Origin of the sequence: Promicromonospora sp. Marseille-Q5078 (assembly GCF_050315395.1) — a bacterium.
In the GTDB taxonomy this organism is placed as follows: Bacteria; Actinomycetota; Actinomycetes; order Actinomycetales; family Cellulomonadaceae; genus Isoptericola.
This window is the reverse complement of sequence record NZ_JBNPQG010000001.1, coordinates 1,300,647-1,323,933: the sequence shown is the minus strand read 5'-3', so window position 1 is coordinate 1,323,933 and position 23,287 is coordinate 1,300,647. Positions and strand designations below refer to the sequence as shown.

General features: G+C 76.2%; 22 protein-coding genes, 1 pseudogene and 1 riboswitch. Of the genes and pseudogenes, 14 read left to right on the top strand and 9 right to left on the bottom strand.

Annotated features, from left to right (window positions below; all coding sequences use genetic code 11):
* Positions 1–70 precede the first annotated feature (70 nt).
* Genes ACQFYA_RS06125 through ACQFYA_RS06110 form a run of 4 tightly spaced genes read left to right on the top strand, consistent with a single transcriptional unit; the run spans position 71 to position 4,855 of the window.
* The gene (locus tag ACQFYA_RS06125) at positions 71–1,810 is read left to right on the top strand and encodes a nitrite/sulfite reductase (protein ID WP_499122231.1); all 1,740 of its coding nucleotides are present in this window, start codon (positions 71–73) and stop codon (positions 1,808–1,810) included.
* Complete coding sequence (locus ACQFYA_RS06120; protein ID WP_499122229.1) at positions 1,807–2,658, top strand: phosphoadenylyl-sulfate reductase; 852 nt, start codon at positions 1,807–1,809, stop codon at positions 2,656–2,658. Before ACQFYA_RS06125 ends, ACQFYA_RS06120 begins: the two co-directional genes overlap by 4 nt.
* Positions 2,655–4,016, top strand: a complete 1,362-nt coding sequence (cobA, locus tag ACQFYA_RS06115) for a uroporphyrinogen-III C-methyltransferase (RefSeq protein ID WP_499122228.1) — start codon at positions 2,655–2,657, stop codon at positions 4,014–4,016. Before ACQFYA_RS06120 ends, cobA begins: the two co-directional genes overlap by 4 nt.
* A 56-nt stretch (positions 4,017–4,072) precedes the next feature.
* Positions 4,073–4,855 (top strand): sirohydrochlorin chelatase, encoded by a 783-nt coding sequence (locus ACQFYA_RS06110; protein ID WP_499122227.1) that lies wholly within the window; start codon positions 4,073–4,075, stop codon positions 4,853–4,855.
* Here the strand turns inward: ACQFYA_RS06110 and ACQFYA_RS06105 are convergent.
* Both ACQFYA_RS06105 and ACQFYA_RS06100 read right to left on the bottom strand, forming a co-directional pair.
* Positions 4,821–5,507, bottom strand: a complete 687-nt coding sequence (locus ACQFYA_RS06105; protein ID WP_499122226.1) for a LuxR C-terminal-related transcriptional regulator — start codon at positions 5,505–5,507, stop codon at positions 4,821–4,823. The genes ACQFYA_RS06110 and ACQFYA_RS06105 overlap by 35 nt on opposite strands.
* On the bottom strand, positions 5,504–6,793 hold the full coding sequence (locus ACQFYA_RS06100; RefSeq protein ID WP_499122225.1) for an ATP-binding protein: 1,290 nt from the start codon (positions 6,791–6,793) through the stop codon (positions 5,504–5,506). The genes ACQFYA_RS06105 and ACQFYA_RS06100 overlap by 4 nt, the downstream gene beginning before the upstream one ends.
* Before the next feature lie 259 nt (positions 6,794–7,052).
* Between ACQFYA_RS06100 and ACQFYA_RS06095 the strand changes: the two are divergent.
* The 3 genes and pseudogenes from ACQFYA_RS06095 to ACQFYA_RS06085 all read left to right on the top strand — a co-directional run.
* A pseudogene (locus ACQFYA_RS06095) lies at positions 7,053–7,160 on the top strand (PspC domain-containing protein); the annotation flags it as partial.
* 577 nt (positions 7,161–7,737) lie between these two features.
* Complete coding sequence (locus tag ACQFYA_RS06090) at positions 7,738–8,406, top strand: hypothetical protein (protein WP_499122224.1); 669 nt, start codon at positions 7,738–7,740, stop codon at positions 8,404–8,406.
* The gene (locus ACQFYA_RS06085; protein WP_499127640.1) at positions 8,403–8,969 is read left to right on the top strand and encodes a hypothetical protein; all 567 of its coding nucleotides are present in this window, start codon (positions 8,403–8,405) and stop codon (positions 8,967–8,969) included. The genes ACQFYA_RS06090 and ACQFYA_RS06085 overlap by 4 nt, the downstream gene beginning before the upstream one ends.
* Before the next feature lie 72 nt (positions 8,970–9,041).
* On the opposite strand, the gene ACQFYA_RS06080 is transcribed toward ACQFYA_RS06085, so the two are convergent.
* Positions 9,042–9,725 (bottom strand): hypothetical protein, encoded by a 684-nt coding sequence (locus ACQFYA_RS06080; protein WP_499122223.1) that lies wholly within the window; start codon positions 9,723–9,725, stop codon positions 9,042–9,044.
* A gap of 141 nt (positions 9,726–9,866) precedes the next feature.
* On the opposite strand from ACQFYA_RS06080, the gene ACQFYA_RS06075 reads away from it, so the two are divergent.
* A complete protein-coding gene (locus ACQFYA_RS06075) occupies positions 9,867–11,039 on the top strand; it encodes a glycosyltransferase family 4 protein (RefSeq protein WP_499122222.1) in 1,173 nt (390 codons plus the stop codon).
* Between the two features lie 132 nt (positions 11,040–11,171).
* Positions 11,172–11,723, top strand: a complete 552-nt coding sequence (locus ACQFYA_RS06070) for a hypothetical protein (RefSeq protein ID WP_499122221.1) — start codon at positions 11,172–11,174, stop codon at positions 11,721–11,723.
* A gap of 51 nt (positions 11,724–11,774) precedes the next feature.
* Here ACQFYA_RS06070 and guaA read toward each other — a convergent pair whose 3' ends face one another.
* The 4 genes from guaA to thiE form a co-directional block, all read right to left on the bottom strand.
* Positions 11,775–13,355, bottom strand: coding sequence for a glutamine-hydrolyzing GMP synthase (gene guaA / locus ACQFYA_RS06065; RefSeq protein ID WP_499122220.1), 1,581 nt, complete (start codon positions 13,353–13,355; stop codon positions 11,775–11,777).
* A gap of 40 nt (positions 13,356–13,395) precedes the next feature.
* Positions 13,396–14,019 (bottom strand): OmpA family protein, encoded by a 624-nt coding sequence (locus ACQFYA_RS06060; RefSeq protein ID WP_499122219.1) that lies wholly within the window; start codon positions 14,017–14,019, stop codon positions 13,396–13,398.
* On the bottom strand, positions 14,016–14,675 hold the full coding sequence (locus ACQFYA_RS06055) for a hypothetical protein (RefSeq protein ID WP_499122218.1): 660 nt from the start codon (positions 14,673–14,675) through the stop codon (positions 14,016–14,018). Before ACQFYA_RS06055 ends, ACQFYA_RS06060 begins: the two co-directional genes overlap by 4 nt.
* Before the next feature lie 127 nt (positions 14,676–14,802).
* The gene (thiE, locus tag ACQFYA_RS06050) at positions 14,803–15,477 is read right to left on the bottom strand and encodes a thiamine phosphate synthase (RefSeq protein WP_499127451.1); all 675 of its coding nucleotides are present in this window, start codon (positions 15,475–15,477) and stop codon (positions 14,803–14,805) included.
* A gap of 22 nt (positions 15,478–15,499) precedes the next feature.
* A riboswitch (TPP riboswitch) is annotated at positions 15,500–15,603 on the top strand.
* On the opposite strand from thiE, the gene thiO reads away from it, so the two are divergent.
* From thiO to ACQFYA_RS06035, 3 genes are all read left to right on the top strand, one after another.
* Positions 15,593–16,822, top strand: coding sequence for a glycine oxidase ThiO (gene thiO, locus ACQFYA_RS06045; RefSeq protein WP_499122217.1), 1,230 nt, complete (start codon positions 15,593–15,595; stop codon positions 16,820–16,822). (Overlaps the previous riboswitch by 11 nt.)
* Positions 16,819–17,064: a sulfur carrier protein ThiS gene (gene thiS / locus ACQFYA_RS06040; protein WP_499122216.1), complete on the top strand. Its 246-nt coding sequence runs from the start codon at positions 16,819–16,821 to the stop codon at positions 17,062–17,064. Before thiO ends, thiS begins: the two co-directional genes overlap by 4 nt.
* 9 nt (positions 17,065–17,073) lie before the next feature.
* Positions 17,074–17,892, top strand: a complete 819-nt coding sequence (locus ACQFYA_RS06035) for a thiazole synthase (protein WP_499122215.1) — start codon at positions 17,074–17,076, stop codon at positions 17,890–17,892.
* 122 nt (positions 17,893–18,014) lie between these two features.
* Here ACQFYA_RS06035 and ACQFYA_RS06030 read toward each other — a convergent pair whose 3' ends face one another.
* Both ACQFYA_RS06030 and ACQFYA_RS06025 read right to left on the bottom strand, forming a co-directional pair.
* A complete protein-coding gene (locus tag ACQFYA_RS06030) occupies positions 18,015–19,229 on the bottom strand; it encodes a ThiF family adenylyltransferase (RefSeq protein WP_499122214.1) in 1,215 nt (404 codons plus the stop codon).
* Positions 19,226–19,621, bottom strand: a complete 396-nt coding sequence (locus ACQFYA_RS06025) for a DUF3817 domain-containing protein (protein WP_499122213.1) — start codon at positions 19,619–19,621, stop codon at positions 19,226–19,228. Before ACQFYA_RS06025 ends, ACQFYA_RS06030 begins: the two co-directional genes overlap by 4 nt.
* A 75-nt stretch (positions 19,622–19,696) precedes the next feature.
* Between ACQFYA_RS06025 and ACQFYA_RS06020 the strand changes: the two genes are divergently transcribed.
* Both ACQFYA_RS06020 and ACQFYA_RS06015 read left to right on the top strand, forming a co-directional pair.
* Positions 19,697–21,484, top strand: coding sequence for an ABC transporter ATP-binding protein (locus tag ACQFYA_RS06020; RefSeq protein WP_499122212.1), 1,788 nt, complete (start codon positions 19,697–19,699; stop codon positions 21,482–21,484).
* Positions 21,481–23,262 (top strand): ABC transporter ATP-binding protein, encoded by a 1,782-nt coding sequence (locus ACQFYA_RS06015; RefSeq protein WP_499122211.1) that lies wholly within the window; start codon positions 21,481–21,483, stop codon positions 23,260–23,262. Before ACQFYA_RS06020 ends, ACQFYA_RS06015 begins: the two co-directional genes overlap by 4 nt.
* The last annotated feature ends 25 nt before the right edge of the window (positions 23,263–23,287 follow it).

The window sequence follows — 23,287 nt, the reverse complement described above, 5'->3', positions numbered from 1 at the left end:
TCGGCCCACCCCCGCTGAGTCGCTCGTCGTCGCGCGTCCCGCCCCCGAGGACCCGAGGGACTCCCCCCAGATGACGACGCAGACCTCCGCTCACGCCACGTCCCCCACCAGCGAGAACGCATCCCCCGCCCGCGTCCGCCCGCCGCGCGCCACGCGGCCGAACGGTCAGTGGAAGGTGGACGGCACCGCTCCTCTCAACCACAACGAGGAGTTCAAGCAGGAGGCGGCACCGCTCGGCGTCCGCGAGCGCATCGAGTCGGTCTACGCCCGCGAGGGCTTCGACTCCATCGCCGACGACGACCTGCACGGCCGGTTCCGCTGGTGGGGCCTGTACACGCAGCGCAAGCCCGGGATCGACGGCGGGCGCACCGCGACCCTCGAGCCGCACGAGCTCGAGGACCGCTACTTCATGCTGCGGGTCCGCACCGACGGCCAGGCGCTCTCCCCCGAGGCGCTGCGGGTGCTCGGCGGCATCTCGGCCGACTTCGGACGGGGCTCCGCCGACATCACCGACCGGCAGAACATCCAGTACCACTGGATCGAGATCGAGAGCGTGCCCGAGATCTGGCGCCGCCTCGACACCGTCGGCCTGGAGACGACCACCGCCTGCGGCGACTCCCCGCGCGCCTTCCTCGGCAGCCCGGTGGCGGGCATCGCGGCGGACGAGATCATCGACCCGACGCCCGTGATCCTCGAGATCAAGCGGCGGTACATCGGCGACCCGGAGCTCGCGAACCTGCCCCGCAAGTTCAAGACCGCGATCACGGGCCACCCCAGCCTCGACGTGGTGCACGAGATCAACGACATCTCGCTGGTCGGCGTGGTCCACCCCGAGCTGGGGCCGGGCTACGACCTGTGGGTCGGCGGCGGCCTGTCCACCGCGCCCCGCCTCGGCGAGCGACTCGGCGTCTTCGTCACCGAGGACCAGGCGCCCGACGTCTGGCACGGCGTCATCCGGATCTTCCGCGACTACGGCTACCGGCGGCTGCGCAACAAGGCCCGCCTGAAGTTCCTGCTGGCCGACTGGGGCACCGAGAAGTTCCGCGAGGTGCTGGAGTCGGAGTACCTCGGCCACCCGCTGCCCGACGGCCCGCCGCCCGCCCCGGCCACGCGCCCCGGCGACCACGTGGGCGTGCACGAGCAGAAGGACGGCCGGTTCTACGTCGGCGCGGCGCCCGTCGTCGGGCGGGTCGGCGGCAACACGCTCACCGGGCTGGCCGACCTCATCGAGCGCGTCGGCGCGGAGTCGGCCCGGCTCACCGCGCACCAGAAGGTCGTGATCCTCGGCGTCCCCGCCGGCCGCGTCGACGAGCTGCTCGACGGTCTGGAGCCGCTCGGCCTCACCGCCCGCCCGAGCCTGTTCCGCCGCTCGACGATCGCCTGCACGGGCATCGAGTACTGCAAGCTCGCGATCGTCGACACCAAGGACACGGCTGCCCGCGTGATCGGTGAGCTCGAGGAGCGGCTCGGGGACGTCACCTCGCGCATCGGGCGCCCCATCGAGCTCAACGTCAACGGCTGCCCCAACTCGTGCGCCCGGATCCAGACGGCGGACATCGGGCTCAAGGGCCAGATCATCACCGTCGACGGCGAGCAGGTGCCGGGCTTCCAGGTGCACCTCGGCGGCGGCCTCGTCGGCCGGGGGCGCGACGCCGGCGAGCTCGGCCGCACGGTCCGCGGCCTCAAGGTCCCGGCCGCGGAGGTCGGCGACTACGTGGAGCGCGTCGTGCGCCGCTACGACGCCGACCACGAGGGCGAGGAGACGTTCGCGCAGTGGGCGCACCGGGCCGACGAGGAGGCCTTGCGATGACGGCGGTCGAGCTCTCCGCCCCGGTGACCCCGCTCGCCTCCCGGTCGGGCCACGACCGGCTCGCCCAGGTGCGGGCGCGGGCGGCGGCGCGCGAGGAGTCGCGCACGGCCCGGCACCGCGCCCGCGCGGCCCGGCACCGCCGCTCCCCCGAGGAGCTGCGGCACGTCGTCGAGCGCGGCCAGGCCCAGCTGCACGCCGACGGCGACCGCCCCGAGGCCACGGCCGAGGAGGTCGTGGCGTGGGCGGTCCGCGAGTTCGGCCCGTTCCTCGCCGTCGCGTCGTCGATGCAGGACCTCGTCCTGGCGCACCTGGTGTCCCGGCAGCTGCCGTTCGTCGACGTCCTGTTCGGCGACACCGGCTACCACTTCGCGGAGACCCTCGGCACGCGCGGCGCGGTCGAGATCGAGATGGACGTGGACGTCGTCGACGTCCGCCCGGAGCTGACGGTCGCGGAGCAGGACGCCGCGCACGGCCCGCGCCTGCACGACCGGGACCCCGAGGCCTGCTGCGCGATGCGTAAGGTGGCACCCATGCGGCAGGCCCTGCAGGGCTACGAGGCATGGGCGACCGGCGTCCGCCGCGGCGAGACGGCGGCGCGGGCGAACGCACCCCTGGTCGCCTGGGACGAGCGCAACGGCGTCGTGAAGATCAACCCCCTCGCGGCCTGGACCGACGCGGACGTCGAGGAGTACGCCGAGCGGCACGGCGTCGTGGTGAACCCGCTGCTCAGCGACGGGTACCCGTCGGTGGGCTGCGAGCCCTGCACGCAGCGCGTCGAGGCCGGTCAGGACGCCCGCGCCGGGCGCTGGGCGGGCCTGGACAAGTCCGAGTGCGGCCTGCACGCATGAGGGGAAAGGTGGCTCCCGTGCACGAGACATACCCCTTGGGCCTGCGGGTCGCCGGCCGCCTCGTCATCGTGGTGGGCGGCGGCCCCGTGGCGCTGCGGCGCGTGCGCGGCCTGCTCACGGCAGGCGCCCGCGTGCGGGTGATCGCGCCCGACGTCGTGCCCGAGCTCGCGACGCTCGTGACCGAGGGGACGATCGAGCGCGTCACCCGCGGGTACTGCGACGGCGACCTGGACGGCGCCTGGCTCGTGCACACCGCGACCGGCGATCCCGACGTCGACGCCCGCGTGGCCGGCGACGCCGAGCTGCTGCGCACCTTCTGCGTCACGGCCGGTGACGCCGGCCTCGGCAGCGCGTGGGTGCCGGCCGTGGCGCGCACGCCCGTCGCCGATGCCGCCGGCCGCCCCGCGGGCGACCTCACCGTCGCCGTCACCGCCGGCCGCGACCCGCGCCGCGCCGTGCGCGTGCGGGACGCCGTCGCGGCCGGGCTCGACGACGGCAGCCTGCCCCTGCGGGCGGTGCGCCCTGCCGAGCCGTCGAGCGACGAGGCGCCGCGGCAGGGCCGGGTCGCGCTCGTCGGCGGCGGGCCCGGGGCCGCCGGGCTCATCACGGTGCGCGGGCGGCGGCTGCTCGCCGAGGCGCACGTCGTCGTCGTCGACCGCCTCGCCCCGCGGGCGCTGCTCGCCGGGCTGGGCGAGGACGTCGAGGTGGTCGACGTCGGGAAGACGTCCGGCCACCACCCCGTGCCGCAGGACGAGATCTCCGCGCTGCTCGTGCGGCACGCGCTCGCCGGGCGCGACGTGGTGCGCCTCAAGGGCGGCGACCCGTACGTGTTCGGGCGCGGCGGCGAGGAGCTGGACGCCTGCCGCGCCGCCGGCCTCGAGGTCGAGGTGGTGCCCGGCGTCACCTCCGCCGTCTCCGTCCCTGCCGCGGCCGGCATCCCCGTCACCCATCGCGGGCTGGCCCGCGGGTTCAGCGTGCTCACCGGGCACGACGACGTGGGCCGCGTGCCCGGCGGCACCGAGCACACGCTCGTGCTGCTCATGGGCGTGACCCGGCTCGCCGACACCGCCCGCGCCCTGGTCGAGGCGGGCCGCCCGGCGGCCACGCCCGTGGCCGTCGTCGAGGACGGGTACGGCGCGCGGCAGCGCACCACGGTCGGCACGCTCGCGGACATCGCCGCGAAGGCGCGCGCCGTGGGGGTGCGGGCGCCCGCGGTGACCGTCGTGGGCGACGTGGTGCGGCGCAGCCCCGCATGGGTCGACGGGCTGCCGGCGCACGTGTCAGACCAGGTACCGGGGCTCGGCGCCGACCACGACAGGGCTCACCCGGCGGCGCCGCCCGCGGTGAGGTCGTCGTGACACGGGTTCACGCCGCGGCAACCCCGGCGGACGACGCGGCGCGTAGCGTCGCGGGCATGACCGAGTCACCCGAGTCACCCGAGTCACCCGTGACACCCGCCCTGCTCGCGATCTCGCACGGCACCGCGTCGGCGACGGGCGCAGGGGCCGTCGCGACGCTCGTCGACGCGGTGGCCGCCCGCCTCGACCACGCCCCCGTGCACGCGGGCTTCGTCGACGTGCAGCAGCCGGACGTGCCGACGTGCCTGGCCGGGCTGCGCGACGACCCCGCCGTCCGCTCGACCGTCGTCGTGCCGCTGCTGCTGTCGGCGGGCTACCACGTGCACGTCGACCTGCGCGAGGACGTGGACGCCGCCGCGGCGGCCGGCGACCACGTGACGCTGGGCGGGGCGCTCGGGCCCGACGACCGGCTGGTGGACCTGCTGGTGCGGCGCCTCGACGAGGCCGGCCTGACCGGCGACGACACCGTGGTCCTGGCCGCCGCCGGGTCGAGCGACGCACGCGCCGTCGCAGACTGCGAGACCACCGCGGGCCACCTGGCCGACCGGCTCGGGCGCCCCGTGCGCGTCGGGTACATCGCCAACGCGACCCCGCGCGTGCACGAGGTCGTCGACGCCGTCCGCGCGGGGTCGCCGGGGCGTCGCGTCGTCGTCGCGTCCTACCTGCTGGCCCCCGGCTTCTTCGCCGACCTGGCCGCCCGCGCGGGCGGCGACGTCACGACCGCGCCGCTGCTCGTCGCCGACGAGGAGGCGCCCGCCGAGCTCGTGGACGTCGTCGTCGACCGCTGGGCCGCCGCGGCGCCCGTCAGAGCAGGCGGCGCGCCGCGGCCCACCGCGTGAGCTCGTAGCGGCTGGAGAGCTGCAGCTTGCGCAGCACGGCCGACACGTGGGTCTCGACCGTCTTGATGGAGATGAACAGCTCGCTCGCCACCTCGCGGTAGGAGTACCCCCGCGCGATCAGCCGCATCACCTCCTGCTCGCGCTTGGACAGGCGGTCCAGCTCGTCGTCCGCGACGGCGACGTCGCCCGCCGCGGTGCCGAACGCGTCGAGCACGAAGCCCGCCAGGCGGGGCGAGAACACGGCGTCGCCGCCTGCCACCCGCACGACGGCCCCGGACAGGTCGGACGCCGAGATGTTCTTGGTGACGTACCCCCGCGCCCCGGCGCGGATGACGGCCACGACGTCCTCCGCCGCGTCGGACACGGACAGGGCCAGGAACCGCGTCTCCCCCAGCAGGTCCGCGCACCTGCGCACGACCTCGGCCCCGCCCCCGCCGTTGCCGCCGGGCAGGTGCACGTCGAGCAGCACCACCGGCGGGCGGTGCTCGTGCACGACGGCCACGGCCTGGTCGACGTCCGCGGCCTCCCCCACCACGTCGACCCGCCCGTCCAGGCTGGCCCGCACGCCGGTGCGGAACATGTGGTGGTCGTCGACGAGGACCACCGGGACGGGTCCGGTGGGCTGCGCGGGGGCGTCGGGCGTCGAGGTCACGTGCGTGCTCCTTCGTCGATGTCGACCGCCGGCTCTCCCGACGGGGTCTGGCCGTCGCGCGGCATCCGCAGGCGCACCTCGGTGCCCCAGCCGGCGCGGCTCGTCACGTCGGCGGTGCCGCCGCGGCGGTGCACGCGCCCGAGGATGGACTCCCGCACGCCGAACCGGTCGGCTGCGATGTCGTCCATGTCGAAGCCGTCGCCGCGGTCGCGGACGAACATCTCGACCGCAGAGTCCGTCACCTCCAGGTACACGGTCACGGGCGGTCGGCCGTGCACGACGGCGTTCACCAGCGCCTCGCGCGACGCCTGCAGCAGCGCCGACGTCTCCTCGGTGGGGACGCAGTCGCCCACCATGACGGTCTCCACCTCGACCGCGCGGCCGTCCTCGACCTCGGCCACGAGCGCCCGCAGCTCGGCCGCGAGGGACGTGCCCGGGGCGGTGCGGTCGGTGTACAGCCACTCGCGCAGCTCGCGCTCCTGGGCGCGGGCCATGCGCGCCACGGCCTCCGGGTCGTCGGCGCGGGAGCGGATGAGGGCGAGGGTCTGCAGCACGGAGTCGTGCAGGTGGGCGGCGATGTCGGCGCGCTCGGCCTCCCGGGCGCGGGCGGCACGCTCGTCGCCCAGCTCGCGCACGAGGCGCAGCCACCAGGGCGCCAGCATGAGCGCGGCCCCCGCCAGCACCGCGAGGGACGCCGCGCCGGCCTGCAGCAGCACGGGCACCGGGGCGTCCTGGCCGATGAGCAGGAGCACGCCGACCATGACGAGGACGACGCCGCCCACGAGGCGCAGCACGAGGGTCGAGCGGCGCGTGCCGGGGCCGCCGTCGGCGAGGCGGCCGCGCTGCGCGGCGTCGAGCTGGCTCCACGCGAGCGCGAGGCCGCCGACGGCGACCAGCGCGGGCAGCACCCACGACGCCCCGACGTCCCAGCCCGCCCGGACCGCGACGAGGACGAACGCGCCCGCGATGAGGGCCGCCCCGATGAGGACGTCCCGCACGGGCAGGGCCGCGACCGGCCCCTGCAGCCGCAGCCGCGGCGCGAGCCGCTGCAGCCCCGTCGGCCTGGCGTCCGCCGCCAGCCGCGGGTCGCCCGCGGGCACGGTCACCCACCAGAAGACGTACGCCACCGCGCCCGCGCCGCCCGCGAAGGTCAACAGCAGGAAGGCGAGGCGCACCACCAGGACCGGCAGGCCCAGGTGGGCGGCGAGGCCCGCGGCGACGCCGCCGAGCATCCGGCCCTGCGGGGGCCGGCGCAGCGGGAGGCGCGGGGGACGGTCGGTGCTCACGCTCCCGATCCTGGCACGTCAGGGGCGCCCCCGGGCGCGGGATCCCGAGGTTTCAGGGTGGCCGGGCCCGGTGATTCAGGGTCGCGTCAGGGCAGCACCCGATGCCGCGGGGCTGCCGCCGTCGTCAGGATGGAGCCATGAGCACCGATGACCTCCCCAGCCGCCCGGGTCGCAGCCCGGCACCGGCGGCGCCCCCGCCGCGGGCGGCCCCGTCCCGCCCCGCCGCACCGGCGACGGCTTCTTCGACTCCATCCGCCGCATGGGCGTCGCGCGGTCCGACAACCGGTGGGTCGGCGGCGTCGCGGGCGGGATCGCCGAGCGGTTCGGCCTCGACCCGCTGCTCGTCCGGGGTCTGCTCATCCTCAGCTTCTTCCTCACGGGCGCCGGCATCGTCGTCTACGCGATCGCGTGGGCGCTGCTCCCCGAGCGGGACGGCCGCATCCACCTGCAGCAGGCGTTCCGCGGGGACTTCGACGTCGCCCTGCTCGGCGCCGTCGTCGCGCTGATCGTCGGCTTCGCGTTGGACGACGGACTCGGCTGGTGGGGCTTCGGGGTCGAGTGGGTCCGCGCCGTCCTGTGGGTGGCCGTCTGGGTCGGGATCGTCTGGCTGATCGTCAAGCTGATCCGCGACCGCAAGCCGCGGTCCGGCGGCCCGACCGTGCCGCCCGCGCCGCCGTACCCGGCGACGCCGTACCCCGCCACCCCCGCCACCCCCGCCACGCCCGCCCCGGGCGCGACGCACGGCCCCACGCCGACGGACTCCTTCACCCCCGCGCCCCCGGCCCCGTACCTGGCCACGCCCGCCGCGCCCGACGCGACGTCGGCCTCCTGGGCCGCCGCCCCCGCGCCGCTCCCTGCTCCCCGGCGGCCCCGGTGCGCGCGTCGCGCCACCAGGGCGCCCAGCGTCCCCGCGGCCCGTGCGCCGCGGGCCGGGTGCGGTCACCGTGGGCATCGTCGTCGGTCTGGTGCTGCTCGGCGGCGCGTTCCTCCTCGTCGCCGACCGCGTGGGCGACCTCGGCGTCCCGCTCGGCCCCACCTGGCTCGGCGCGTCGATCGTCGTCCTCGGGCTCGGGCTCGTCGTGACCGGCCTGCGCGGCCGTCGCGGCGGCGGGCTGACGGCCCTCGCCGTCCTCGCGCTGATCGCCGGGGTCATCACCTGGCCGTTCGCCGGCGGGCGCGACGCCTGGGACTTCTGGGACGACGACCCGCAGGACATGAGCGCCGCAGCCGTCGTCAGCGACGGCACCCTCACCCCGACGTCGGTCCCGGAGGCGGAGGACGGAGTGCGCGTGCGCTTCGGCAGCGCCGTCGTCGACCTCACGGAGCTGGACCTGTCCGGCGTGACGCCCGGCGACCCCGTCGTCGTGCCGATCTCCATGACCGCGGGCAGCACGCAGGTGCGGATCCCCGCCGACGAGGCCGTCCAGGCCGACGTCGAGGTCATCGCCGGGAACGTCACCTGGCGCGCCGACGGCAGCGACCGCTCCGTCAACACCTACACCAACGGCCCGGCGCGGTTCAGCACCGACGAGGTGCGCGACTCGGACGGCGCCCGCCTGCTGCTCGACGTCGACGTCCGCGCCGGCGACCTGACCATCGAGGAGTCCCGATGAGCGACGACAAGCCCACCACGCCCGTCCCGGGCGAGCCCGACGCCCGGGCCGAAACCCCGGACGTCGACGCCACACAGGCCCTGCCCGCGGCGGACGAGACCCAGGCGCTCCCGGCTCCGGAGGAGACCCAGGCCCTGCCCACCCCGGACGACACCCGGGCGTTCCCCGTGGCCCGGCCCGACGACCCGCTGTCCGTCTTCGACCAGCCCGACGCCCCGGCGCAGGACCTGCCCGCGTACGACCTGCCGGCACAAGACCTGCCCGCGCCCGACCTGCCCGCCCCCGACCTGTCGGCTCCTGCCCCGGTGGCTGACGTGCCCCCGGCCGCGCCGTTGCCGGAGGACGTGCGCCAGGACAGGAGCACCGGCCCGCGAGCCAGCACGATCGTGTGGGGCTTCCTCGTCGCCGCGTTCGGCGTCGGGCTCGTGGCCAACGGCGCGGGCGCGCAGATCGACGTCGAGCTGGCCGCCATCGTGCTGCTGGCCGCGGCGGGCGCGCTGCTCGTCGTCGGCTCGGTGGTCAGCGCGATCCGCCGCCGGCGCCGCACCCCGAGCGCTCGCTGACCCGCTCCCGCACGACGACGCGGCGGTGACCCCCTCCCAGGGAGTCACCGCCGCGTCGTCGTGACTTGGCGCTCAGGCGGGCGGAGAGCTCGTGCCGCCGGCGGGCGGGGTCTCGGGCGGGGTCGCCGGACGCTGGGTGGCGGTGCCACCCGTCGGGCCGCCCGCCACGGGCGGAGCCTCCGGAGGCGTGCGGGTGCTCGGCCGCTCGGGCGGCGGGGCGGGAGTCGTCGGGGCCGGGCGCGCCGGCTCGACGGGCTCGGCGAGGTGCTCCCCGTGCGACAGGTCGCCGCCCGAGCTGAGCCCCGGCGTGTCGACCACGACCTGCGGCCCGCCGGCCAGCTTGCGCAGGGCGCTCCCGAGCAGGATGAACATGATGCCGAGGCCGATGACCAGGGCGCACACGCCGAACGCCACGACCGAGGTGAACAGCGACGCGCGCAGGAACGACGCGTCCATGACGCTGTCGCGGACGGGGTCGTCCTGGTCGAGCTGGGCGTAGGTCTTCCCGTCGGCCATCTCGGTGGCGTGCATGTCGATCACCTCCGCCTGGGCGTAGGCGGTGAACGGGCCCGCGACGTGCTGCCCGGCGAACATCGAGGCGTCGTCGGACACGGTGATCTCCTCGGCGGAGAGCGTCTGGGACACCACGACCCACACCCCCAGCCCGGCAAGGATCATGACGATCCCCGCGATGACGCTGACCAGGCCGATACCGCGGACGCCCTTGGCCGGATGGACGGTGACCGTGCTCGACATGTCGCACCTCTTCGCTGGGGAGGCCGTGCCTCGGGAGTCGATCGTGACGCGTGCGTTCGGATACCGCTCCTCGCACCGTAGCGCCGAGTCCCTGCTCCGGCGCGGCGAACCCGCAGGTCGTCGCGATGGCAGGATGACCCGGTGCGCATCGTCCACGTCTCCGACTCCTACCTCCCGCTGCTCGGTGGCATCGAGACCCAGGTGGCCCGGCTCGCGCGGCGGCAGGCGGACGCGGGGCACGAGGTCGAGGTCGTCACGACGACTCCCGCCGCGCCGGGCGCGCACGGGATCACGACCGCGACGGACGACGACGGCGTCGTGGTGCACCGGATCGCCGCGCGCGTGCCGGGCGGCTACCCCGTCCACCCGCGCTCCACGCGGCACGTCGTCGCACGGCTCCGGGAGCTCACCGACGCAGGCCTCCGGCCCGACGTCGTGCACCTGCACATGGGCGTCCTCGCCCCCACCGTCGAGCTCGCGCTCCGCCCGGTCGCCCGCGAGGGCCTGCCCGCCCTCCTCACGGTGCACTCGGTGTGGGGCGGCGGGGAGCGCGCGTTCGCCGGGCTCGACCGCGTGACCCGCTGGGCCGCATGGCCCGTGCAGTGGTCCGCGGTGAGCGAGCTGACGGCGGCCCCGCTGCGCCGCGTGGTCGGGCGGCGGCTCGGCCCGGACGCGGCCGCGGAGCGGGTGTCCGTGCTGGGCAACGGCATCGACGTCGAGGCGTGGCGGCTGCCGCGCGTGGAGCGCGGGGAGCGGGCGGAGGGTCGCGAGGTGCACGTGGTGTCCGCGACCCGGTTCGCCCCGCGCAAGCGCGTGCTGCCCATGCTCGAGGCGATCGCGGCGGCGGTCGAGCGGGCGCCGGGCCGGGTCGTCGCGACGATCGGCGGCGACGGACCGCAGCTCGTCGAGGCCCGCCGCTGGGTGCGCGAGCACGGCCTCGCCGACACGGTCCGCCTGGTCGGGCGGCTGACCCCGACGGAGCTCAAGCGCCTGTACGTGCGGGCCGACGTGTTCGTCGCCCCCGCCGTGCAGGACGCCTTCGGCATCGCCGCCCTCGAGGCGCAGGCCGCGGGCCTCGCCGTGGTCAGCCGGTCGCAGTCGGGCGTGGCCGAGCGGCTCGTCGACGGCCGCGACGCCCTGCTCGTGGACGACGACGCCGCGATGGCGGACGCCCTCGTCCGCCTCGCCGACGACCCCGCAGTGCTCGACGCGATGATCGCGCACAACCGCTCGGCCGAGCTCGCGACGTCGTGGCCGCGCGTGCTCGCCGACGTCGACGCCGCGTACGGACGGGCCGCCGAGCTCGCCCGATGAGCCCGCCGCCGCGCGTCTCCCGCGCCCCTGGTCACGCGCAGATCGATGCCTCGACGTATCACCCGGGGAGCCGCGCGCCTCGTCTCACGTGACCGGCGACAAGGGGATCGCCGGCAGACGTGAGGAGCGACGATGACCATCACGACACGCACCCGCACCACTCGCGCACGGCTCGCCGCCGTGGTCGGAGGGCTCGCGGCGATCGCGGCGCTGGGCCTGACCGCACCCGCCGCCACGGCAGCACCCGACGACGGCGGCGCGCCCGTCCAGGTCCAGCAGGTGACGAGCGACCGGCCGGTCACCGTGCAGGACGTCCGAGCGACGGCGGCCTCGAGCACGCTGTACTGCGCCGTCATCGACGGCACCTTCGGCTGCAAGGACTACGCGGTCGGCAAGGGGCTCGTCGTGGCCCGTCTCTACGACGGCGCGAACTACTCGGGGCGGCAGGTCGTGATCTTCAACCCGAAGTACAGCGTCGGGTGCACCGCGACGACGTCCGACAACGAGGGCGGCTCGGTCCTCGGCGCGATGTCCAACAAGGTGACCTCGGTCCGGACGTACAACCACTGCGACGTGAAGCTGTTCGACGGCTCGTCGAAGAACGGGGCGAGCACGGGGTGGATCGACCGCACCGGCCGGCTCGGCTCGCTCGACAACCGGGCGAGCTCGTTCGCGATCTCCTGACCCGGAACGGCCGCGGCCCCGCTCCCCTTCCGGGGGCGGGGCCGCAGGACGTCACTCCCACTCGATGGTGCCCGGCGGCTTGCTCGTCACGTCGAGCACCACGCGGTTGACCTCGCTCACCTCGTTGGTGATGCGGGTCGAGATGACGGACAGCACGTCGTAGGGCAGGCGCGTCCAGTCCGCCGTCATGGCGTCCTCGGAGGACACGGGACGCAGCACGATCGGGTGGCCGTAGGTGCGGCCGTCGCCCTGCACGCCGACGCTGCGCACGTCGGCCAGCAGCACCACCGGGCACTGCCAGATCTCGCCGTCCAGACCCGCCTTTGTGAGCTCCTCGCGCGCGATGGCGTCCGCCTTGCGCAGCGTCTCCAGGCGCTCGGCCGTCACCTCGCCGACGATCCGGATGCCCAGGCCCGGCCCGGGGAACGGCTGGCGCGCGACGATCTCCTCCGGCACGCCGAGCTCGCGGCCCACCGCGCGGACCTCGTCCTTGAACAGCGTGCGCAGGGGCTCGACCAGCTCGAACTGCAGGTCGTCGGGGAGCCCGCCCACGTTGTGGTGGCTCTTGATGTTGGCGGCGCCCTCGCCGCCCCCCGACTCCACGACGTCCGGGTACAGCGTGCCCTGCACGAGGAACCGGACCTCCTCGCCGTGCGCGCCCGCCTCGGCCACGATGTCGCGCTGCGTGTCCTCGAAGACGCGGATGAACTCGCGGCCGATGATCTTGCGCTTCGTCTCCGGGTCGCTCACCCCGGCGAGCGCGGAGAGGAACCGCTCCTTCTCGTCGCGGACGATGAGGCGCACGCCGGTCGAGGCCACGAAGTCGTCCTCGATCTGCTCGACCTCGCCCTCGCGCATGAGGCCGTGGTCCACGTGCACGCAGGTGAGCTGGTCGCCCACGGCCTCCTGGACGAGCGCCGCGGCCACGGCCGAGTCGACGCCGCCGGAGAGCGCGCAGATGACGCGGGCGTCGCCGACCTGCGCGCGGATCGCGGCGACCTGGTCGGCGATGACGTTGCCGGGCGTCCAGTCGGGCTTCAGCCCGGCGCCCTCGTACAGGAAGCGCTCGAGCACGGCCTGGCCGTGGGCGGAGTGCTTGACCTCGGGGTGCCACTGCACGCCGTACAGGCGGCGGCCGGTGTCCTCGAACGCGGCGACGGGCGAGCCGGACGACGTGGCGAGCACCTCGAAGCCCTCGGGCGCGGCGTGCACGGAGTCGCCGTGGCTCATCCAGGTGGTCTGGTGGTCCGGGGTGCCCGAGAGCAGCACGCCGGCCTCGCCGACCTCGACCTCGGTGCCGCCGTACTCGCGCTGGCCCGTCTGGGCGACCGTGCCGCCCAGCGCCTGCGCCATCGCCTGGAAGCCGTAGCAGATGCCGAGCACCGGCACCCCGGCCTCGAACAGGGCCGGGTCGACGAACGGCGCGCCCGCGGCGTACACCGACGACGGCCCGCCCGACAGGATGATCGCCGCCGGGTCCTTGGCCAGCATCTGCTCCACGGTGGCCGTGTGCGGCACGATCTCGGAGTAGACGCTCGCCTCGCGCACGCGGCGCGCGATGAGCTGGGCGTACTGGGCGCCGAAGTCGACGACCAGGACAGGGCGGAGGGAGTCGGTGGCGGGAGACGTCACCGGGTCATCCTAGCCGCGCGCCACCGGCCATTCTGCCCCGTCACCGCGTCGGGTAGGTCACCTCGACGCGCCGGTTCAGCGCCCGCCCGGCGGGGTTGTCCTCGCCGGACACCTCGTTCTCGGCGACCGGGTCGGCCTCGCCGTGACCCTCGACCTTCAGCGTCAGGTCCGGTCGCTCCCCGCCGAGCACGTCCGCGACCGCGGCCGCCCGCTGCCTCGACAGCCGGCGGTTGAACGCGTCCGAGCCGACGGAGTCGGTGTACCCGTCGACGTGCACGGTCGCGTCCTGCGGCACGTCGGCCGCGAGCGCCGCGACGGCCTCCTCCGCCGCGGGCGTCAGCGCGGCCTCGCCGAACTCGAACAGCAGGTCGGAGGTGAGCGTGACCACCGTGTCGTCCTTCTCCTCGCGCTGCCGCTCGAGCACGACCGTGGAGTCCTCCGGGCGCAGCGGGAACGTCCCGTCGGCGGCGCGGAGGTCGAACGTCGCGTCGGCCGCCATCGCGGCGGTCACGTCCGCCCCCTCGACCCTGGCCTGTTCCTCGCCGAGGGCCTCCTGGGCCTCCCGCACCCGCTCCGGGTCGGCGGTCACCCCGGGCGCCGTGCCGCCGAGCCCCACCACGAGGCCCGCCGCCAGCGCGACGGCGGCCGCGGCGCGGGCGGTCACTCGGCGCCGCCGTCGGCGTAGGTCACCGTCGCGCCGGTGAACAGCGGCAGCCCCTCCCCGGGGAGGACGTCGACCGACGCGGGCTCGCCCTCCGGGGCGGGCAGCACGGCGGAGACCTCGATCGTGCCGTGGTTGGGGAACGTGAAGGTGATGTTCTCGAGCGGGGACACGAGCATCGACGCCCGGCACCGCTGCTGCGCGAGGCTCGCCTTCACCGGCTCGTCGGTGTCCTCCTGCCACGCGCCCTCGGTGCAGAACGGTTTGTACGCCTTGAGCCCCTCGCGATCGGTGACCGTGGTGCTGGGCTCGACGCCCAGGTCGTAGTAGCTCGCGCCGGCGTCGGCGGGCGCCTCGTCGTCGTCCCAGCGCAGCGCCCAGCGGACCGTCGTCGTCCCGCCGGCGACCTCCACCGACCGCAGGGTCACCGTGACCTCGCCGCCCCAGGCGTCCCCGCCGCCGTGCGGGGTGGCGATCGTCTGCTCGGCCATCACCTGGTCGGCCACCGTCGCCGTCCCCGGGCCTGCGGCGTCCTGCACCCCATCGGACGACCCGGTCGCCGCCCCGCCCGGGGCGTCGGCGTCGCCTCCCGTGCAGCCGGACAGGACGAGGAGCGCTCCGGCCAGCAGCAGCGCGGCGGTGCGGGGGCGTGCGGACATGGGCGTCTCCTGGGCTCGGGGCGTGGGCGCCCCGGGCGTCCGGAGCAGGGCCGGCCCACTGTGGCACACGACACCCCCGGGCGGTACCGCCCGGGATGGGGAGAACACCCCGTCCGGCTCGGCGCGGTCAGCCGAGCCGCTCCCGCAGCTCGCGCGCGGCGCGCTCCGGGTCCGGCGCCTGCGTGATCGCCCGCACGACGACGACGCGCGAGGCACCGGCGTCGAGCACCGCGCCCAGCCGCTCGGCGTCGACGCCGCCGATGGCGAACCACGGGGTGGCGGGGCGGGTCGCGGCGACCTCGCGGAGCAGGTCGAGCCCGACGGCCGACCGCCCCGGCTTGGTGGGGGTGGCCCACAGCGGGCCCACGCAGAAGTAGTCGACGTCGGGGTCGGCCTCGGCGTCGGCGGCCTGCGCGGCGGAGTGCGTCGAGCGGCCCAGCACCGGGCCGGGGCCGAGCAGCGAGCGCACGGCGGGCACGGGCAGGTCCCGCTGCCCCATGTGCACGGCGGGCGCCCCCGTCAGCCCGGCGACGTCCGCCCGGTCGTTCACGGCCCACAGCGCGCCGTGCTCGGCGGCCACGCGGGCCACGACCTCCTGCAGCTCGAGCTCGCGCGCGACGTCCAGGGTCTTGTCGCGCAGCTGGACGACGTCCACCCCGCCCGTGAGCGCCGCGTGCAGGAAGTCCTCCAGGTCGCCGCGCTCCTCGCGGGCGCCGGTGCACAGGTACAGGCGGGCGGCGGCGAGGCGGGCGCGCGCCGCCTCGGGGGCGACGGCGGCGTCGGTCGTGGTCACGCCGGCCAGCGTAACCACCGCCCGCGTTACAGTGGCCGGGCACGGGAGCCCCGCTCGGGGCTGAGAGGGCGCGAGCCGCCGACCGTCGAACCTGATCTGGGTCATGCCAGCGAAGGGAGCGCAGATGCCCACGTCCGACCGTACGGTCCGCGACACCCGCCCCGCCGACGTCGTCGTGGTCGGCGGCGGGATCGTCGGCCTCGCCGTCGCGTGGCGCGCCGCGAGCGCCGGCCTGTCGGTGACCGTGCTCGACCCGGCCCCCGGCGACGGCGCCACCCGCGCGGCCGCGGGGATGCTCGCGGCCGTCGCGGAGGCCGACTTCGGCGAGCGGGAGCTCACCCGGCTCAACCTCGCGTCCGCCGCCCGCTGGCCGGCCTTCGCCGCCGACCTCGCCGCGGCGGCGGGCCACGACGTGCCGCTGCTGCGCGCCGGCTCCCTCGCCGTCGCGTACGACGCCGACGACCTCGCCCTGCTGCGCCGCGTGCTCGCGCTGCACCGCGGGTGGGGCCTCGCCTCCGCCGAGCTCCCGGTGGCCGACGCGCGCCGCCGCGAGCCGTACCTGGGCCCGCGCCTCGCGGGGGCGGCGCTGCTGGAGGACGACCTCGCCGTCGACCCGCGCGGGGCGCACGCCGCGCTGCGCGCCGCGCTCGGCGGCTCCCTGGTCCCCCGCGCCGCCGTGCGCCTGGAGCGCGACGTCACGGGCCGGGTCGTCGCGGTGCACGACGACGCGGGGACGCGGCACCCCGCGGGCGCGGTGGTGCTCGCGACGGGCACGGGCGACCCGTCCGCGCTGCTCGCCGGCGTGCCCGGGGTGCGCGTCCCGGTGCGGCCCGTCAAGGGGATCACCCTGCGGCTGGACGCCGGCCCGGCACTCGCCCTCGCGCACGTGGTGCGGGGCACGGTGCAGGGCCGCCCGGTGTACGTCGTTCCGCGGGACCCGGGCACCGGGGCCGGCCCCGGCAGCGGGCCCGGGCACCGCGAGGTCGTCGTCGGCGCCACCAGCGAGGAGCGCCCGGACGACCGACGGGCCGAGGCCGGCGGCGTGTTCGCCCTCCTGCGCGACGCGCGCGCCCTCGTGCCCGGCCTCGACGAGGCCGCCCTCCTCGAGGTCACCCCGCGGGCCCGGCCCGCCACCCCCGACAACCTGCCGCTGGTCGGCGCCACCGCCGCCCCCGGGCTGCTGGCCGCCGTCGGGCACGGGCGCAACGGCGTGCTGCTCGCGCCGCTCACCGCGGACGCGGTCGTCGCCGCGTTGACCGGAGCGCCCGCCCCCGACCCCGCGGTGACCGCTGCCGACCCGCGGCGCTTCGCGCCCGCCCCCGCCGCCCGCCTCCCCGAAGGAGCCGCCCGATGACCGCTGCCCCCACCGCCCCCACCGCCCTCGTGAACGGCGAGGCCTACCCGCTCGACGGGCCGCACGGCGACGGCGTCGAGGGCGTCGTCGCCGCCCTCGTCCCCGCGTTCGTGGCCGACGGGTCGGTGCAGGGCATCGCCGTCGCCGTCAACGACGCCGTCGTCCCCCGCGGCCTGTGGGCCGGCACCCGGATCGCGCCCGGCGACCGGGTCGAGATCGTCACCGCCGTCCAGGGCGGCTGAGGAGGAAGCATGACCGGCACCACCACCGTCACGCACGACGACCCCCTCGTCGTCGCCGGCACCGAGGTCGGCTCACGGCTCGTCATGGGCACGGGCGGCGCGTCGAACCTCATGACGCTCGAGGACGCGCTGGTCGCGTCCGGCACCCGGCTCACCACGGTGGCGATGCGCCGCGTCGCGGTGCGGCCCGGCGGGACGGGCGTCGAGGACGGCGGCATCTGGGGCCTGCTGGAGCGGCTCGGCATCCGCGCCCTGCCCAACACGGCCGGCTGCTTCTCGGTCGAGGAGGCCGTGCTCACCGCGCAGCTCGCGCGCGAGGCGTGCGGCACCGACTGGGTCAAGCTCGAGGTGATCGCCGACGACGTGACCCTGCTGCCCGACCCGCTCGGCCTCGTCGAGGCGGCGGACCGGCTGGTGCGCGACGGGTTCGTGGTGCTGCCGTACACCAACGACGACCCGATCCTGGCCCGCCGCCTCGAGGACGTCGGGTGCGCCGCCGTCATGCCGCTCGGCGCGCCCATCGGCACCGGGCTGGGCGTGCTCAACCCGCGCAACATCGAGGCGATCGCGGCCGCCGCGCGGGTGCCGGTGATCCTCGACGCGGGCGTGGGGACGGCGTCGGACGCCGCGCTCGCGATGGAGCTCGGCTGCGACGGCGTGCTGCTCGCGACCGCCGTGACGCGCGCCGCCGACCCGGTGCGGATGGCGCACGCGATGCGGCTCGCCGTGCAGTCCGGGCGCCTCGCCGCCGGGGCCGGACGCATCCCCCGCCGCGAGGGCGCGCTGGCCAGCTCCTCCCCCGACGGCCGCCTCGACCTCGCCCTCTGACCTCGCACCCTGACCTCGCACCCTGACGAGGGCCCGGCCCCGCGAGGTAGTTCGGATCCCGCCGAGGTAGTTCGGATCCCCGCGAGGTAGTGGTCTGGACCACTACCTCGGCGAGATCTGGACTACCTCGCGGCGAGGAGCAGGGCGGGTGCGCCGCCCTCGACGGAGCGGGCGTCGACGCCGGCGGCGCGCGCGACGTCGGCCACGCGGGCCGAGCGTGCGCCGGCCGCGCAGACCAGCAGCACGGGGCGGTCGGCGGGCAGCTCGGCCCGGACCGCGGCGGCGCCGTCGGGCCCGAGGAACGCGCCGCTGGGCACGAGGCGCGACCCGGCGACGGGCAGCGCCTGCGCCTCCCAGTCCTCGCGGACGTCGACGAGCGCGACGGGTGCGTCGCCCGCGAGCAGCGCGGCCGCCTCGCGCGCGGTCACGCTGGCCGGGCCCATGCCCGCGTCGGCGGCGCCGCTCGTCGGCGCGGGCAGGCCGCAGAACGCGGCGTAGGCGGCGTCGTCCGCCAGCAGGGCGGCGACGGGCTCGCGCGTGGGGTCCGGGCGGACGGCGAGCTGACGCCACGAGAGCTCGAGGGCGTCGTACACGGCGATGCGGCCGAGCAGCGTCGTGCCGGCCCCGGTGATCAGCTTGACCGCCTCGGTGGCCATGACCGAGCCGACGGTGCCGCACAGGGCGCCGAGCACGCCGCCGGTGGCGCAGTCGGGCACGGTGCCGGGCGGCGGGGGCACGGGGAACACGTCGCGGTACGTGGCACCGCGCTCCCGGTCGCCGTCGTCGGACGGCGTGGCGAGCCGCGGCGCGCCCCAGAAGACGCTGACCTGGCCGTCGAACTGGTGGATCGCACCCCACACGACGGGCACCCCGAGCACCTCGGCCGCGTCGGAGACGAGGTAGCGCGTCGGGAAGTTGTCCGCGCCGTCGAGCACCAGGTCGTACCCGCGCAGGATCTGGAGGACGTTCTCGGGCGTCAGCCGCACGGCGTGGGTCTCGACGCGCACCTCGGGCGCGAGGTCCGCGAGCCGGTCCCGGGCGGACTCGACCTTGGGGCGACCGAGGTCGGCGGTGCCGTGCACCACCTGGCGCTGGAGGTTGGACAGGTCCACGACGTCGTCGTCCACGACGCCGAGCGTGCCGACGCCGGCGGCGGCGAGGTACTGCAGGGCCGGGCTGCCGAGCCCGCCCGCGCCCACGACCAGCACGCGCGCGGCCGCCAGCCGGCGCTGCCCCTCGGGGCCGACCCCCGGCAGCGGCAGGTGCCGGGCGTACCGGGCGAGCCGCGCGGCGTCGAGCTCGGGCCCGGGGGCGACGAGGGGGGCGAGGGCCGTCACGCCGCGTACCGCTCCGCGAGCGCGCCGAGCTTGGCGTCGGCGTCGGCGTGCACGCGCTTCTCGAGGACGAACGACATCACGGGCACGACACCCGCGAAGACCATCGTGGCCAGGCGGCCGAAGCCCCAGCGCATCTTGGACCACAGGTCGAGCACCGTGACGAGGTAGACCACGTAGATCCAGCCGTGCGCGAAGGGCACCCAGCCCAGGTAGTCGACGACGACCTCGACCGGGACCACGTACTTGAAGATCAGCTCGACGCACAGGACCAGCAGCATGCAGCCGGTGAGGATCGCCATGAACCGGTAGCGCTTCAGGGCGCCGCGGGCCTTGCGGATGGCGGTCTCGGCCTGGGCCGGGCTGGCGGCGGGGGTCTGCTGGGGCGTGCTCACCCCAGCATGGTAGGCGCGAAACGGTGCTGTTATTCCGTGGCCTCGTGTCGGCGGGCGTTCGTAGGCTTGACGACCGTGCGTCCCCTCCCTCTGCCCGACGTGGGCAACCCTCCCCTGACGTCACCCGCCCGGATCCTGACCTGGCAGGCGTGGCGGCAGCGCGACGTGCTGGCGAAGTCCCTGGTGGCGGGCGTGGTGGCGATGCTCGCGTCGGCCGCGGCGCCGCTGCTCATCGGCCGCGCCATCGACGAGGGGCTGTCGCAGGGCTTCGGCGGCCCGCTGTTCGCCTGGTGCGCGGCGATGCTCGCCGCCGCCGCCGTGATCGTCGTCGCGGGCATCTTCAACCACATCTGGGACGTCGAGAACTGGGTGCGCGCGTCCCTGTCGTTCTCGCAGCTCGTCGGGTACAAGGCCTCGCGGGCGGGGCACGCGATCACCCGCAAGCTGCCCACCGGCGAGGTCGTCTCCGCCGTCGCGAACGACGCGCTGCGCGTGGGCGACATGTTCTCCATGGCCGGCCGCTTCACCGGCGGCGTGCTCGCGTACGTCGTCGTCGTGGTGATCATGCTGACCCAGCACGTGCAGCTCGGCCTGGTCCTGGCGCTCGGCATCCCGGCCGTCGCGCTCGTGCTCGGCCTCCTGGTCAAACCGCTGCAGTCCCGGCAGACGACGCAGCGCGAGTCCACCGGCCGGCTCACGTCGCTCGGCGCGGACACCGTCTCCGGCCTGCGCATCCTGCGCGGCATCGGCGGCGAGGACGAGTTCGCCGCCCGCTACGCGCGCCAGTCGCAGGAGGTGCGCCACCAGGGCGTGCGCGTCGCCGTGCTGCAGTCGGTGCTCGACGGGCTGCAGGTGCTGCTGCCCGGGCTGCTCGCCGCGCTCGTGCTGTGGCTGGGCGCCCGCGCGGCCGTGCGGGGCGAGATCACCAGCGGCCAGCTCGTGACGTTCTACGGCTACGCCGCGTTCCTCGCCTGGCCGGTGCAGATGGCCACGCAGATGCTGCAGATGGTCATCCGCGCGGTGATCTCGTCGCGCAAGATCCTCGACGTGCTGCGGGTCACGGAGGCCACGCCGTCCGCGGGCGCGCCGGCCGACGCCCCGCCCGCCGGCGCCGAGCTCGCGGACGAGGCCAGCGGCCTCGTGCTGCGGCCCGGGCGCGTGGTCGGCCTGGTCAGTGCGGACCCCGACGCCTCGGCGCGGGTCGCGACCCGGCTGGGCCGGCTCGACGACGAGGCCGAGGCCGGCACCCCGGTCCGGCTCGGGGGCGTGCTGCTCGCCGACCTCGACAAGGCGGCCCTGCGCCACCGCGTCGTGGTCTCCGAGGCGACCCCGCACCTGTTCTCCGGCGTGCTCGGCGAGGCGCTCGACGCCCGCGGCCGCGCCACCGAGGCCGACCTGCTGGCCGCGATGGTCACGGCCGACGCGCACGACGTGCTCGACAGCGTGCCCGGCGGCCTCGCCGGCGAGCTGCCCGAGAAGGGCCGCTCGCTGTCGGGCGGCCAGCGGCAGCGCGTCGCGCTGGCTCGCGCCCTGCTCACGGAGCCGGAGATCCTCGTGCTCGTGGAGCCCACCAGCGCGGTGGACGCCCACACGGAGGCGCGGATCGCGGAGCGCGTGAGCGAGGTCCGCCGCGGCCGCACCACGCTGGTCGTCACGGCCAGCCCGCTCGTCCTCGACCACGTGGACGAGGTGGTGCTGCTCGACGGCGACGCCACCGTCACCGCGAGCGGCACGCACGCCGAGCTGCTCGCCCGCCGCGACGCCCACGGCGCCGCGTACCGCGCCGTCGTCGGCCGCAGCATGGCCGAGGACGAGGCGGACGAGGCCGTCGACGACACCGACCTGGAAGGAGCCGCGCGATGAGCGCCCCCGCCGCCGCGACCCCGTCGTCCGGCACCGTGAACCCCCACCTGCTCCCGATCGCCGACCGCGTCGAGGTCAACCGCACGGTGGGACGCCTGTTCCGGCGCCACCGCGGCCAGCTCGGCGGCGTCGCCGTGCTGCACACCCTTGCCGCGCTGGCCGGCCTGACCGGGCCGTTCGTGCTGGGCCGCATCATCGACGAGGTCGCCGCGGGCACCACCCTCGCCGCCGTGGACACGCTCGCGATGGTCCTCGTCGGCGCCGTCGTCGCGCAGGCCGTCGTCACGCGGTACGCGCAGCGGCTGTCCATGGTGTTCGGCGAGCGGGTCTTCGCGGACCTGCGCGAGGAGTTCATGGACGCCGTCACGCGGCTGCCGCTGTCGACCGTGGAGAAGGCCGGCACCGGCGACCTCGTCGCGCGCACCACGAACGACGTCAACAAGCTGCAGCACGCCGTCCGCTTCGGCGTGCCGCGCGTGCTCGTGTGCGTCGTGACGATCGTGCTGACCCTGGTCGCGTCGTTCCTGGCGAGCCCGCTGGTGGCGCTCGGCCTGCTCACCGGCGCCCCGCTGATCGCCGTGGCCACCCGCTGGTACCTCAAGCGGGCCACGCCGGGCTACCTGCGCGAGTCCGCCGCGTACGCCACGATCAACGGCTCCATCACCGAGGCCGTGGAGGGCGCCCGGACCACGGACGCCCTGCACCTCGGGGGGCGTGTCCGCCGGCGGATCGACCGCGACCTGCGCGAAGCGTTCGACGCCGAGTCGTACACCCTCGGCCTGCGGCTGCGGCTCATCCCGGCGCTCGACGCCGCGGTCGCCATCGCGCCGATCGTCGTCATCCTGTGGGGCGGCTGGCTCGTCTCGCAGGACGTCACCACGGTGGGCACGGTCGCGACGATCGCGATGTACGGGCACCAGATGGGCGGCCCGGTCTTCGACCTCGTGTTCTGGCTGGACGAGCTGCAGGTCGCGGCCGTCGCGCTGGCGCGCGTCGTCGGCGTGGGCCTCGTCGGCCCGGACCGCACCGCGGGCACGGCGGTGCCGACGTCGGAGGACGTGCGGGCCCGGTCCGTGCGGTACGCGTACCGCGAGGGTCACGACGTGCTGCACGGCATCGACCTCGACCTCGCCCCGGGCGAACGGCTGGCCGTCGTCGGGCCGTCCGGCGCGGGCAAGTCGACCCTGGGCCGCATGCTCGCCGGCATCCACCCGCCCACCGGCGGGTCGGTCACCGTGGGCGACGTACCGCTCGTCGAGCTGCCGCTGGAGGACCTGCGTCACCACGTCGCGCTGGTCACCCAGGAGCACCACGTGTTCGTCGGGTCGCTGGCGGAGAACCTGCGGCTGGCTGACACGTCGGCCACCGACGAGGCGCTGTGGGGCGCGCTGGGCGCGGTCGACGCCGCCGGGTGGGCCGCCACGCTGCCCGACGGCCTCGAGACGGCTGTCGGCTCGGGCGGGCACACGCTCACGCCCGCCCAGGCGCAGCAGATCGCGCTCGCCCGGCTGGTGCTGCTCGACCCGCACACGCTCGTCCTCGACGAGGCGACCTCGCTGCTCGACCCGCGGGCCGCGCGCCACCTCGAGCGGTCGCTCAACGCCGTGCTCACCGGCCGCACCGTGGTCGCCATCGCGCACCGCCTGCACACCGCGCACGACGCCGACCGCGTGGCCGTCGTCGACGGCGGGCGCATCACCGAGATCGGCCCGCACGACGAGCTCGTCGCCGCCGGCGGCGACTACGCCCGCCTCTGGCACAGCTGGCAGCACGAGTGACCGCGAGGTAGTCCGATCCCCCGCG

Bases quoted from the DNA above. Each gene is read 5' to 3' on its own strand.
- ACQFYA_RS06120 (WP_499122229.1), top strand. From the start codon at position 1,807: ATGACGGCGGTCGAGCTCTCCGCCCCGGTGACCCCGCTCGCCTCCCGG.
- cobA (WP_499122228.1), top strand. From the start codon at position 2,655: ATGAGGGGAAAGGTGGCTCCCGTGCACGAGACATACCCCTTGGGCCTG.
- thiS (WP_499122216.1), top strand. From the start codon at position 16,819: ATGACCGCTGCCCCCACCGCCCCCACCGCCCTCGTGAACGGCGAGGCC.
- ACQFYA_RS06015 (WP_499122211.1), top strand. From the start codon at position 21,481: ATGAGCGCCCCCGCCGCCGCGACCCCGTCGTCCGGCACCGTGAACCCC.
- ACQFYA_RS06035 (WP_499122215.1), top strand. From the start codon at position 17,074: ATGACCGGCACCACCACCGTCACGCACGACGACCCCCTCGTCGTCGCC.
- ACQFYA_RS06070 (WP_499122221.1), top strand. From the start codon at position 11,172: ATGACCATCACGACACGCACCCGCACCACTCGCGCACGGCTCGCCGCC.
- ACQFYA_RS06125 (WP_499122231.1), top strand. From the start codon at position 71: ATGACGACGCAGACCTCCGCTCACGCCACGTCCCCCACCAGCGAGAAC.
- ACQFYA_RS06110 (WP_499122227.1), top strand. From the start codon at position 4,073: ATGACCGAGTCACCCGAGTCACCCGAGTCACCCGTGACACCCGCCCTG.
- ACQFYA_RS06085 (WP_499127640.1), top strand. From the start codon at position 8,403: ATGAGCGACGACAAGCCCACCACGCCCGTCCCGGGCGAGCCCGACGCC.
- ACQFYA_RS06055 (WP_499122218.1), bottom strand. From the start codon at position 14,675: ATGTCCGCACGCCCCCGCACCGCCGCGCTGCTGCTGGCCGGAGCGCTC.
- ACQFYA_RS06080 (WP_499122223.1), bottom strand. From the start codon at position 9,725: ATGTCGAGCACGGTCACCGTCCATCCGGCCAAGGGCGTCCGCGGTATC.
- thiO (WP_499122217.1), top strand. From the start codon at position 15,593: ATGCCCACGTCCGACCGTACGGTCCGCGACACCCGCCCCGCCGACGTC.